The 12,327-nt window shown below is 50.5% G+C and carries 12 protein-coding genes and 2 pseudogenes; 7 read left to right on the top strand and 7 right to left on the bottom strand.

The window, feature by feature from the left end:
- Positions 1-42: 42 nt before the first annotated feature.
- Positions 43-516, top strand: a pseudogene (locus F0Q32_RS13815) (SDR family NAD(P)-dependent oxidoreductase); the annotation flags it as partial.
- A 93-nt stretch (positions 517-609) separates the two neighbouring features.
- Positions 610-1,296 (top strand): GntR family transcriptional regulator, encoded by a 687-nt coding sequence (locus tag F0Q32_RS13820; protein ID WP_015964445.1) that lies wholly within the window; start codon positions 610-612, stop codon positions 1,294-1,296.
- Positions 1,297-1,336: 40 nt separating this feature from the next.
- Here the strand turns inward: F0Q32_RS13820 and F0Q32_RS13825 are convergent, their stop codons facing one another.
- Positions 1,337-1,771 carry a universal stress protein gene (locus F0Q32_RS13825; protein ID WP_149463520.1) on the bottom strand — a complete coding sequence of 145 codons (435 nt, stop codon included), beginning with the start codon at positions 1,769-1,771 and terminating at the stop codon, positions 1,337-1,339.
- Between the two features lie 296 nt (positions 1,772-2,067).
- Between F0Q32_RS13825 and ydfZ the strand changes: the two genes are divergently transcribed.
- Positions 2,068-2,271, top strand: a complete 204-nt coding sequence (gene ydfZ, locus F0Q32_RS13830; protein ID WP_149463521.1) for a putative selenium delivery protein YdfZ — start codon at positions 2,068-2,070, stop codon at positions 2,269-2,271.
- Positions 2,272-2,536: 265 nt separating this feature from the next.
- Here ydfZ and F0Q32_RS13835 read toward each other — a convergent pair whose 3' ends face one another.
- The 5 genes from F0Q32_RS13835 to F0Q32_RS13855 all read right to left on the bottom strand — a co-directional run bounded on the left by F0Q32_RS13835 (position 2,537) and on the right by F0Q32_RS13855 (position 8,374).
- A complete protein-coding gene (locus F0Q32_RS13835; protein WP_149463522.1) occupies positions 2,537-3,997 on the bottom strand; it encodes a mannitol dehydrogenase family protein in 1,461 nt (486 codons plus the stop codon).
- A gap of 172 nt (positions 3,998-4,169) precedes the next feature.
- Positions 4,170-5,546, bottom strand: a complete 1,377-nt coding sequence (locus tag F0Q32_RS13840) for an MFS transporter (protein ID WP_149463523.1) — start codon at positions 5,544-5,546, stop codon at positions 4,170-4,172.
- Positions 5,547-5,604: 58 nt separating this feature from the next.
- Positions 5,605-6,621, bottom strand: a complete 1,017-nt coding sequence (locus F0Q32_RS13845) for a Zn-dependent oxidoreductase (RefSeq protein WP_149463524.1) — start codon at positions 6,619-6,621, stop codon at positions 5,605-5,607.
- Between the two features lie 14 nt (positions 6,622-6,635).
- Complete coding sequence (gene rspA / locus F0Q32_RS13850; protein ID WP_149463525.1) at positions 6,636-7,850, bottom strand: starvation-sensing protein RspA; 1,215 nt, start codon at positions 7,848-7,850, stop codon at positions 6,636-6,638.
- A gap of 197 nt (positions 7,851-8,047) precedes the next feature.
- Positions 8,048-8,374 carry a YnfA family protein gene (locus tag F0Q32_RS13855; protein ID WP_149463526.1) on the bottom strand — a complete coding sequence of 109 codons (327 nt, stop codon included), beginning with the start codon at positions 8,372-8,374 and terminating at the stop codon, positions 8,048-8,050.
- A gap of 139 nt (positions 8,375-8,513) precedes the next feature.
- On the opposite strand from F0Q32_RS13855, the gene F0Q32_RS13860 reads away from it, so the two are divergent.
- A complete protein-coding gene (locus F0Q32_RS13860; RefSeq protein WP_149463527.1) occupies positions 8,514-8,855 on the top strand; it encodes a DUF1283 family protein in 342 nt (113 codons plus the stop codon).
- A gap of 77 nt (positions 8,856-8,932) precedes the next feature.
- Complete coding sequence (speG, locus tag F0Q32_RS13865; protein WP_149463528.1) at positions 8,933-9,493, top strand: spermidine N1-acetyltransferase; 561 nt, start codon at positions 8,933-8,935, stop codon at positions 9,491-9,493.
- On the opposite strand, the gene F0Q32_RS13870 is transcribed toward speG, so the two are convergent.
- A complete protein-coding gene (locus F0Q32_RS13870; RefSeq protein WP_149463529.1) occupies positions 9,487-10,197 on the bottom strand; it encodes a YnfC family lipoprotein in 711 nt (236 codons plus the stop codon). The two genes, speG and F0Q32_RS13870, sit on opposite strands and share 7 nt — an antisense overlap.
- 101 nt (positions 10,198-10,298) lie before the next feature.
- Between F0Q32_RS13870 and F0Q32_RS13875 the strand changes: the two genes are divergently transcribed.
- A complete protein-coding gene (locus F0Q32_RS13875; RefSeq protein ID WP_149463530.1) occupies positions 10,299-10,568 on the top strand; it encodes a DUF1161 domain-containing protein in 270 nt (89 codons plus the stop codon).
- A 143-nt stretch (positions 10,569-10,711) separates the two neighbouring features.
- Positions 10,712-12,133: pseudogene (locus F0Q32_RS13880) on the top strand (molybdopterin-dependent oxidoreductase); the annotation flags it as partial.
- Positions 12,134-12,327: the final 194 nt, after the last annotated feature.

Consider the following 12,327-nt stretch of genomic DNA (forward strand, 5'->3'; position numbering starts at 1 on the left):
TTCTTCCCATAATTATCTCACTTATTCCCTGTCATTTATCTCAAGTCTAATCAAGAAGACTGGGAAAACATGATCGACACCAACAACAAAGGCCTGGTGTACATGACCCGCGCCGTGCTGCCGGGAATGGTTGAGCGCAATCGCGGCCATATTATCAATATTGGTTCCACCGCCGGAAGCTGGCCCTATGCAGGCGGTAACGTCTATGGCGCAACCAAGGCGTTCGTGCGTCAGTTCAGCCTGAATTTACGTACCGATCTGCACGGCACTGCCGTTCGCGTAACCGATATCGAACCGGGTCTGGTCGGCGGTACCGAGTTTTCGAATGTGCGTTTCAAAGGTGACGATGCCAAAGCAGGTAAAACCTATGAAAACACTAATGCACTGACGCCGGAAGATGTGACCGAAGCGGTTTGGTGGGTGGCAACGCTGCCAAAACATGTCAACATCAACACCGTTGAAATGATGCCGGTTAGCCAGACTTACGCGGGCCTGAGCGTTCACCGTCAAAATTGATGTTTTTAGCCCTGCCCGACGCCCGTCGGGTATGGGCTCAGCAGCAAAAAAAGCGTAAAATAGAGGCCAAAATCAGCGAATAAGAATGAGTCAATGGCCGCCGAAACACAACTGAACCCGACACAACCCGTCAACCAGCAAATTTATCGCATTTTACGCCGCGATATCGTGCATTGCCTGATTCCCCCAGGAACGCCGCTTTCTGAAAAAGAGGTATCGATGCGCTTTGACGTTTCACGTCAGCCTGTTCGCGAAGCGTTTATTAAGCTGGCGGAAAATGGCCTGATTCAAATTCGCCCTCAGCGCGGTAGCTATGTGAATAAAATTTCACTGTCTCAGGTGCGTAACGGCTGTTTTGTACGTCAGGCGATTGAGTGTGCGGTGGCGCGTCGGGCGGCGACCATGATCACCGATAAACAGCTCTATCAGCTGGAACAAAATCTTCACCAACAGCGTATTGCCATCGACCGACTTCAGCATAATGATTTTTTCCAGCTTGATGATGAATTTCATCAGCTGTTATCACTGATTGCCGATTGTCAGTTGGCATGGGATACCATTGAGAATATTAAAGCGGCGATCGACCGCGTGCGTTATATGAGCCTCGACCATGTTTCCTCCCCGGATATGCTGCTGGCGCAGCACCACGATATATTTCATGCACTGGAAAAGCGCGATCCGGATTTAGTGGAAAAAGCGATGACGCAGCATTTGCAGGAGATTAGCGAATCCGTGCAGTTAATTCGGCAGGAAAAACTCGACTGGTTTAGCGAAGAGTAATAGAAAGCCTTCACGCTGAGGGTGAAGGCTTTCAGGTTGTTCAGGCCCCTCTGACGACCATGGTCGGTATCGCAGCGTGACGCAGAATCGACTCAGCATTGGAACCCAGCAAATGGGTTGTACCGCCAGGGTTGCGAGAGCCGATAACGATGGCATCGTAACCTTCCGTTTTGCTCATCGCGATAATCTCATCACGAATATTGCCAAACCGTACTTCGGTACGCAGTCGCGAAGCGGGAATATCCAGCATCTTCATCAGACGCTTCATTTTTATTTCCGACTCGTTCGACATAAACGCATTAAACTTTTTGATATCAGAGGCAAATCCGCGTAATAACGATCGACTGCTATTCGGCAGCACATTCACCAACGTGATCTCACCCTCTTCACCCGCTAACCAGGCCGCGTGGCGCAATGCGTTGTCACTCAAATCCATTTCAAATACATCTACAGGCATCAATATTTTCTTGTACATAGCCCGATCTCCTTATTCCAGAGGAACTTTAGTGCAGCAAGGTAACAATGCCATAATTAAACTAAACAAATCCATAATACTTCCATGGGTAAACCATCTCTTTTTGAAAAGGTTCGTCCGTTACTTCAGCTACTCTTAACTAACCTGTAGATATGTATAGGCCCGCTCTTTCCTTAAAAAAAACGTGTAATTGATCAAAAACAATTTAATTTTTTAGGTATAGGCGTATTTATAGAACCCGTCGTTGCCACATCCTGTTTTGTAACCGGCTTCGATATGAAATAGAGGAGAACACCATGATGACTTACGATCGTAACCGCAATGCAATTACTACTGGCAGCCGTGTAATGATTAATGGCACCGGGAAAACCGGCACTATCAAGGCGATTAAAGCAGACGGTATGACACCTGGCCAGGTGCGCCGTAGCAAAACAGTTGAGATTGATGGTTGTGATGGACAGTTCGAGCCGATTGAGCTTATTCGTCTCGGCATGCACTAATTAGTGGTGTTATTCGGGTGGTCTTGTTCTGAGGCCGCCCGAAAATGGGTTTCCTGCCTGCGTTAAATTCCCGATTGAAATTATGTGCCTGCATTTTGCCGGATGGCGCTGCGCTTATCCAGCCTACGAAGAAAGTGCCTATCCGTCGGCCCGGCAAGTAACGCGCCACCGGGCAAATTACCGCAACAGGTGTCGGCATTCCGCAAACCGCACAACACCAAAACGTAGGCCCGGTAAGCAACGCGCCACCGGGCAAATTAACGCATCAGGCGTTGGCAAATTCCGCAACCGTCGCCTTCGCACCTTTCGCCAGCAGTGACAGATACGCCTTCGTCACCTGCTCAACAAATTTCGCTTCATGCGGCAGTTCTTTACCGAAAATAGCCTCAATACCCAGCAGCGCTTTCACGCGGGCTTCGCCCTCTTCGCTTTGGGCAACGGTCGCCTGAATCACTGACAGCAGTGGATCGCACACTTCAATAGCCTCGCCCTGCTCGTCTACGCCGCCAACATAGCGCATCCAGCCGGCAACACCCAGCGCCAGCAGGTTAAAACTGCTGTTATGCACCAGGTGCCAGCGGACAGAATCCAGCATACGCTGTGGCAGCTTCTGGCTCCCGTCCATCGCGATTTGCCAGGTACGGTGACGCAACGCCGGGTTGGTATAACGCTCAATCAGCAGATCGGCATAGCGAGAGAGATCCACACCCTGAACTTTCAGCGTCGGTGCCTGCTCTTTCAGCATCAGGTCATGTGCCGCGCGGCGATAGTTCTCATCACCCATGCAGTCATTGATATGCTGATAGCCCGCCAGGTAACCCAGATACGCCAGGAAAGAGTGACTGCCGTTAAGCATGCGCAGTTTCATCTCTTCGAACGGAATAACGTCTGAGACCAGTTCCGCACCCGCTTTTTCCCACTCCGGGCGGCCCGCAACGAAGTTATCTTCAATCACCCACTGACGGAACGGTTCACAAGCCACGCCAGCCGGATCGCGCACGCCAGTCAGTTGTTCAATTTTATCCAGCGTATCAGCAGTAACTGCCGGAACGATACGGTCTACCATGGTAGACGGGAACGTCACGTTCTGTTCAATCCATGCCGCCAGGTCTGCATCCACCGCGCGGGCATAGGCGGTAACGACATTACGCATCACGTGGCCGTTTTCCGGCATGTTGTCGCAAGACATCACGCTAAATGCTGGCAGGCCCGCGGCTTTACGACGCGCCAGTGCTTCAACAATGACGCCCGGCGCAGATTTAGGCTGATGCGGGTTTTCGATATCTGCGGCGATAAATGGATGATCGAGCATCAGTTGCCCGGTCGCCGGAGAGTGGCAGTAACCTTTTTCGGTGATCGTCAGGGAAACAATCGCCACCTGGGGTTCACACATTTTCGCGAGTACGGTTTCCAGACCGTCGACCTGCGCGTGCAGGGCTTCTTTGACCACGCCAACTACGCGCGCAGTCCATGCGTCGGCAGACATCTCTGCCACGGTGTATAAATTGTCCTGGTTCTTCAGATCAGCAATCTGCTGCTCGCCGCCAATCAGGTTAACTTCGGTGTAACCCCAATCACTGCCGTGCTCCGTGGCAAGGATATCTGCATAGATAGCCTGATGGGCGCGGTGAAAAGCACCAAAGCCAAGATGGACAATGCGCGGCACGAGTTTGCTGCGATCAAAGATCGGGAGAGTTGCCTTAGCGGTTAATAGCTTATTTTGCATCTTTTTGACTCACTGTAGAGAACGTTGATTGCCATACTAGATTAACGAGTTCATTTGGCGTGTTTTTGATTTGAGTTAACTTATTGGCGATTGGTATGACATGATTTTTAAGTTGTGTGACAGGATTATGATTTTGAGAAAAGCACACCGCGTAAGCAGTGTGCTTTTCTTGTCAGATCATCTGCCCGGCTGCTCGCTGCTTCTCCGCCAGAGTGATATCCGCAGCATCATGCAGAATGCTTAAATCACGGTCGCGAACTTCTGGCATGAGTAGCGCAGAAATAAAGCCGATGAGCGAATAGCAAATAATCATAACCACAATCGGCATCCATGATCCTGTCATATTGCAGAAGATCCCCGCCAGAAGCGGACCGAACCCAACAGCAACCAGCCCCCCTAACTCTTTTGAAATCGCCATTCGTGTAAACCGGTTCTTCGAACCGAACATCTCTGCCATCGTGATGTTTTCAAGAGCAAATAATCCCAGCACGGCAAAATTATGAATAATGATAATGGAGGCCATAATCATACTCACGCTATAGCTTTTATCGACAATGATAGCCAGCATAGGATAAGCCAGTATCATCGCGGAGAAACTCAAGAGCATGTACGGGATCCGTCGACCATATTTGTCCGACAACCAGCCCAACAGTGGTATTGTCAAAAATCCCAGAACAGAACTTATCATCAGCGCATCGGTGGGAATGGCTTTATCAAATAACAGCGTTTGTACGAGATACCCTGCAAGGAAGGTCTGAATCAACCCTGAATTTCCCGCCTGACCAAAACGTAGTCCCGTCGCCAGCCAAAATGATTTACTGCGGAACATTGCCCCCACGGTATTCTCATCTGACACGGCTTTGGTAGGGGTGAGCTCTGCATCATTAACCTTTTCGAATACCGGGCTTTCTTTAAGGTTAAGTCTCAGCCAGATAGCAAAAATCATGACGACGACGCTTGCGAGGAACGGAATACGCCAGCCCCATGCCACCAGTTCTTCACGATCCAGGACAAAGAACATAAATGCCCAAATTGCCGTCGCGCTTAAGGTGCCACAGTTGGTCCCCATCGCCACCAGCGACGATATAATCCCGCGTTTTCCTTTAGGCGCATACTCGGCCAGCATCGTTCCTGCGCCAGAAATCTCCGCTCCCGCTCCCAGCCCCTGAATAATACGCAGCGTGACCAACAATACTGGTGCAAAAATACCAATTTGCGCATAAGTTGGCAGCACGCCAATCAGCGTCGTACAAATACCCATCATCGTGATAGTAATAAACAGGACTTTCTTTCTACCTACCCTGTCGCCCATTTTTCCAAAGATAAAAGCCCCTGCTATGCGTGCGATGTATCCTGCACCATAAGTGCCCATCGCCAGAATCAAGGCCATTGCTGCCGATTGTTCCGGGAAAAATATCTCGTGAAACACAAGTGCCGCACCCAATGAATAAAGCTGGAAATCCATAAACTCCAGGGCAGTACCAAGCCATCCGGACAGAGCAGCTCTTACGAGGTCAGAAGTTGTTCTTTCATGTTTTACTTGAGTCATAGCGTTCATCTCTAAACGTTAGGATGCGTACAACTTAATCGCATGTTAATTATTGTTATTAGTTGAAGGTTAATAACACCTTGCAGCACGATTTTTGATCTTTTTCGAATAACTCTATGGCCTCAATGACCTGGATGTAATTAAAGCGGTGAGTAATTAATTTGTCTGGGTCAATAAGTCCATTTTCCAGCCACTCCAGTACAACAGGAAATTTATTGGCATTAAGTCTTGAGGTATAAATAGAGATCTCTTTCCCGGTAATCCCCTGCTGAACAACGGTGGATGGCTCGCTCGAGAACCCCATGAGCACAATCCGTGCCGCGGGTGAAGCCAGCGTAATGGCCTCCTGTAAAATTGAAGGATGGCAGGCGGCATCAACGATCAGGGTCGGCTTGATTCCCTTCTCTTCAAGTAACGACGGCAATGACAGCGTACTGTTATTGATTACCCAGTCTGCACCATTCTTTTCAGCCATTGCTAATCGTTCATCAATTCGGTCAACCACAATGACTTGCTTGACCTGGTAAACATTTTTTAATGCCTGTAGCGTTGTCAGGCCCATCGGGCCAGCACCATAAATCAGTGCGATATCGTCTTTACGTGGTTCCACCTGGCCGGTGACATTCGCCGCAATTGTGAATGGCTCGACCATAACCGCATGATGATCGGCAATCGTCGGGGCAACAACCCAGGCATTCTTCGCCGGGACAACAGCATATTCACTGAATCCACCATCACGATGGACACCGAGAACAACCAGTGATGTACAGACATTAGGCTTGCCTACTGAGCAGGGATAACAGTGACCACAACTGATAACGGGATCGACGCATACACGTTGACCCTGTAATTTATCCGTAACCCCTTCACCTACCGCATCAATGATGCCAAAAAACTCATGACCAATGACGCGTGGGTATTTCGCGAAAGGATTATGCCCACGATAAATATGACTATCTGAGCCGCAAATACCTGCCAGACTGATTTTTACACGTACTTCTCCCACACCAGGTGCTGGTAATGGACGTTCTTCAATGACAAGCTCATTGGGTTGTTGAACAACAATACTTTTCATTTTTTATTCCTTCATTACCAGTTCCACAGAGTGCCATCTTCCAGACGCGCTACCGGCAAGTACGCCGGATCATACGGATATTTCGCCGCCAGCTTTTCATCAAACTCAATACCCAGCCCTGGCTTCTCGCCCGGATGCATATAGCCTTTATCGAAGGTCCAGTTATGCGGGAAGACTTCCAGCATTTGCTCGGAATAGCCCATATATTCCTGAACGCCAAAGTTTGGCACCCACAGGTCGAAATGCAGTGCCGCAGCCATGCATACCGGTGACAGATCGGATGGACCATGCGAGCCCGTACGTACCTGATAAAGTGAGGCGAAGTCAGCAATGCGGCGCATACCCGTAATCCCACCCGCGTGAGTGATAGTTGTGCGGATATAATCGATTAATTGCTCTTCAATAAGCTGTTTACAATCCCAGATGCTGTTGAAGACTTCACCGACTGCAATTGGCGTTACCGTATGCTGACGAATCAGGCGGAAACATTCCTGATTCTCTGCCGGAGTGGGATCTTCCATCCAGAACAGGCGGTAGTCTTCCACGCTTTTACCGAAGCGCGCCGCTTCAATCGGCGTCAGGCGATGATGCATGTCATGCAGCAAGTGTTCGTCAAAACCGAACTTGCTGCGAACGGCATCAAACAGTTTCGGCGTGAAGTCGAGGTACTTCTCTGTTGACCACAACTGCTCTTCCGGCCATTGCCCCTTGGTTGCCGGTTCGTAAGCCAGCCCTTTTCCTTTCGACATGCCGTAGGTCGTTTTCATGCCCGGCACGCCGCACTGTACGCGAATCGCTTTGAAACCCATCTCTTTGTGGCGGGCGTAATCTTCCAGCACGTCATCGATGGTGTGACCCGTGGTGTGGCAATAAACCATTACGCCTTCACGCGATGCGCCACCCAGCAACTGATAAAGCGGCATATTTGCAGCTTTTGCTTTGATATCCCACAACGCCATATCCACAGCGGAAATCGCCGACATCGTAACCGGACCACGACGCCAGTACGCGCCTTTATAGAAAAACTGCCAGATATCCTCGATGCGGTGCGCATCGCGGCCAATCAGCTGTGGACACAGGTGATCTTTCAGATAGGAGGCAACGGAAAGCTCGCGCCCGTTCAGCGTGGCATCGCCGTAGCCTACAAGGCCCTCAGACGTGGTGATTTTCAACGTGACAAAATTTCGTCCCGGGCAGGTAACAAAAACTTCAGCTCCTGTGATCTTCATCTTCAATCCTTACATCTCATCGGTTAATGGCGCCAAATTACACAACTGAGCTACTACCATACAAGTATAATGATCAAAAATGACTATCACGGTCACAAAAAAAGGTGCCTGGTACGGTTGGGATTGTTGGCTAAGTGCAGAACTACATGCCGGATGCGGCGTTACGCCTTATCCGGCCTACGGTAAAGGCTTACAAATCACCCCCGCCCCCATCCAGCCACAATAATCAGCATGCCGCAGAAGGCGACACCTGCCCCAACCCAGTCATAGGGCGAGAGCTTGACGCCATCCACAACCCTTAGCCAGATGAGCGCCGTCAGGATATATACGCCGCCATATGCAGCGTAAACCCGCCCGCTCGCCGCCGGATGCAGGGTCAACAGCCAGACAAACATCGCCAGCGACACTGCGGCAGGAATAAGCAATAATGGTGTGGCGCCACGTTTAAGCCATAACCAGGGAAGGTAGCAGCCAAGGATTTCACACAGTGCCGTCGCAAAGAAAAGTAAGGATGTTTTTAACATTTTTGTCGCAGCGTTAAGATTGGTTTAACGATGATACGGGATAATCCGCTGAAGGCGACCCTGTTTTTCCCGTGGGTATGCCGCTGAATCGAGTTGTAGTAAACTCTTAGCAGTTTTAGTTACGCCAAAGGAATCTGCAATGAATATGACATCTGGCAAACGCCTGTGCCTGACGGCGATGCTGGCACTGGGCGCGATTATGTATACAGCGTCGGCCTCTGCTAACACCAGCAAATTGATTATTGAATCGGGTGATAACGCCCAGACGCGTCAGGATGCCGCGATGGATAAAGAGCAGTGGAATGATACCCGTTCGCTGCGTAATAAGGTTAATACTCGCGTTGAGAAAGAGTGGGATAAAGAAGATGCCGCTTTCGATTCCCGCGATAAATGCCAGCAGAGCGCTAACGTGAATGCGTACTGGGAACCCAATACCCTGCGCTGCCTTGACCGCCGCACGGGTCGCGTCGTTAACCCCTAGTTGTTAACCTATAGTTGTTGGGCGCGTTTGCGCCCTTTTCCCCTTTTTATCCCATAGTCAGCCTGAAAGGATTTCACATGAGTGACGCCAGTAACGTCAGACTTCGTCCGCTCGAACGCGAAGACCTCCGCTTTGTCCACCAGCTCGATAATAACGCCAGCGTCATGCGTTACTGGTTTGAAGAGCCCTACGAAGCGTTTGTTGAACTCTCCGATCTCTATGACAAGCACATTCACGATCAAAGCGAACGTCGTTTTGTGGTGGAGTGCAACGGTGAGAAAGCGGGCCTGGTCGAATTAGTCGAAATTAACCACGTTCACCGCCGCGCGGAATTTCAGATTATTATTTCGCCGGAACACCAGGGTAAAGGGTTAGCCTCGAAAGCGGCAAAACTGGCGATGGACTACGGCTTTACGGTGCTGAATCTGTATAAGCTTTACCTGATTGTCGATAAAGAAAACGAAAAAGCGATTCATATCTATCGCAAACTCGGTTTTATGGTGGAGGGCGAGCTGATTCACGAATTCTTTATCAACGGCGAGTACCGAAATACCATCCGCATGTGTCTGTTCCAGCATCAATATATGGCGATGCACAAAACACCGTCGCCCGGATTACTGAAGCCGACGGCTCAGTAATAATCAATCACGTTTTTAATCGTATAGCGGAGCGTGACCGCCGGGTTCACGCTCATATCGACGACCTCGAGGTCGCAGCTAACCGGATTATCATGCCGGTCATAATCACAGCTCTGTTTAACGTTACCAACCGGCTGCTTGTTCAGCAGGCTGACGGAGGTGTAATCGAGCTTTTTACGCGGATCGTCTGATGGCGTAGATAATACCGCCAGCGTATTTCCCTTCGTGAGCGACGTTTTACCCAGCGGATATCCTTCACTGTCATACTGATAATTCACTTCACGTTCCTTGCTGAGTGATTTCACCACAAAGCCATCGTCGTTTGTTTCCCAGGCAACGCCCGCAGACGGTAATTCTGCCAGCTGACATTTTCCCTGCAACCGCACGCGTTTTTCCTGGGTCATGCCATCGACGTAATAATTGGCGTCCAGCACCAGCGTCGCCCCGGTGTTATTTTCCAGGTCATGAAACTCCAGCACGTCGAAGCAGCCCTCTTCGGACATCTGCCCGCTAACCCGCTTTGCCACCTCGCCCTTTTCATTCATTAGCGTCTGGCTAAAATCTTTAACCGGCCCGCGCAGCGGATCGAAATCAAACTCATTAGAAAAGCTCGCCATTTCTGGTGAAAATGCGGCTGGCGAGTCATTTTTATCGCAGGCTGCAAGTAGCGCTATAAATGAGGTCAGCAACAGAAGTCTCTTCACGCCAGGATCCTTTTTGGGGAATTTTCTCAATCATATTAGCAAATACAGTTATTTACACTAGCTTTGCTATACTTGATTTACATTTCAAAAAGGAGATTGCCATGAGATCTTCACGCTGGTTACTCGCGTTACTGTTGGCTGGAGCCGTTGCGCCCGCGCTGGCGGCGCCTGACTCATGTGAACGCGTCAGGAGTGATATTCAACAAAAAATCATCAACAACGGCGTTGCCGAAAGCGCATTTTCACTGGATATCGTGCCAAACGATCAGGCGGACCAGCCAGGCGCTCAGGTTGTCGGCCACTGCGCCAACGACACCTTTAAAATTATCTATACCCGCAGCGACAACGCCCCTTCCAGCGACGCACAATAAAATCGTAGCTGTCATCAAATATTATCCCTGGTTTGACCAGGGATAATTCTTTCCTACTCCTTAATATGTATGATCCGCTCACCATTAGCCGGTATTTAATTTCACTTTGAAATTAATTAAACAAAATAATAATGGAGTGAGCGATGTCAACAACGGAATCTCCCGCCGGGATAAGCCGACGGACGCTTATCAAATCCTCAGCCGCGGGCTCACTGGCCCTGGTCGCGGGGGGATTATCTCTTCCTTTTGCCTTACATCCTGCCGCCGCCGCAGTTTCATCCGCGAATCAGCCCGAAGACAAAGTCGTTTGGGGCGCCTGCTCCGTCAACTGCGGCAGCCGCTGCGCTTTACGTCTGCACGTGCGCGATGACGAAGTGTACTGGGTTGAAACGGATAACACCGGTGATGATGTGTATGGCGATCACCAGGTGCGCGCCTGCCTGCGTGGGCGCTCGATCCGACGGCGAATCAATCATCCGGACCGCCTTAATTACCCCATGAAGCGCGTAGGTAAACGCGGCGAAGGTAAATTTGAGCGCATCAGCTGGGATGAAGCGCTGGATACCATCACCAATAGCCTGAAAAAAGTGGTGCATGAATACGGTAACGAAGCGGTGTATATCAACTACACCTCCGGGATCGTCGGCGGCAATATTACCCGCTCCTCGCCCTACGCCTCGTTAGTTGCCCGCCTGATGAACTGCTATGGCGGTTTTCTCAGTCACTATGGCACCTACAGCACCGCTCAAATCGCGGCGGCGATGCCCTACACCTACGGGTCAAACGAAGGTAACAGCACCTCCGATATCGAAAACACTAAACTGGTGGTGATGTTTGGCAATAATCCGGCGGAAACGCGCATGAGCGGCGGCGGGATTACTTATTTTCTTGAACAAGCGCGTGAACGCTCAAATGCGCGCATGATCGTTATCGATCCTCGTTATACCGATACCGCTGCGGGCCGAGAAGATGAGTGGATCCCCATTCGCCCCGGTACCGATGCTGCGCTGGTGGCGGGAATTGCCTGGGTGTTGATTAACGAAAATCTGGTTGATCAGCCTTTCCTTGATAAATATTGCGTCGGCTACGATGAGAAAACGTTGCCGGAAGGTGCCCCCACCAACGGGCACTATAAGGCGTATATTCTCGGTCAGGGCGAAGACGGTATCGCCAAAACCCCGGCGTGGGCCTCGCATATTACCGGCATTCCCGCGGATCGCATTATTAAGCTCGCCCGTGAAATTGGCACGGCTAAACCTGCGTATATTTGCCAGGGCTGGGGGCCACAGCGTCAGGCTAACGGCGAACAAACGTCCCGCGCGATCGCGATGCTTCCCATTCTTACCGGTAATGTGGGCATCAACGGTGGTAACAGCGGCGCGCGAGAATCAACCTACACCATTACCATCGAACGTATGCCATTGCCGGAAAACCCGGTGAAAACGCAAATCTCCTGCTTTAGCTGGACGGATGCCATCGACCACGGCCCGGAAATGACCGCCCTGCGCGACGGTGTACGTGGCAAAGAAAAACTTGATGTGCCTATCAAGTTCATCTGGAACTTCAAGGACTTGAAGCGGTTACTCGTTAGAGTCACGAGAGACATTAGTAGGCCTGAGGTCCTGCATTGAGTCAAGACCTTGTGTCATTCTTTGTGCCAGACTTGTGTCATTAGACGAGATGTCTAGACGGCTGGTCAGGACCCCCGGTGGCCTCGGTCTGGACTTGAGGCTGGCTATGGGGGGAAGTCTGCTGGCTT

Origin of the sequence: Pseudocitrobacter sp. 73 (assembly GCF_008369545.1) — a bacterium.
In the GTDB taxonomy this organism is placed as follows: domain Bacteria; phylum Pseudomonadota; class Gammaproteobacteria; order Enterobacterales; family Enterobacteriaceae; genus Pseudocitrobacter; species Pseudocitrobacter vendiensis.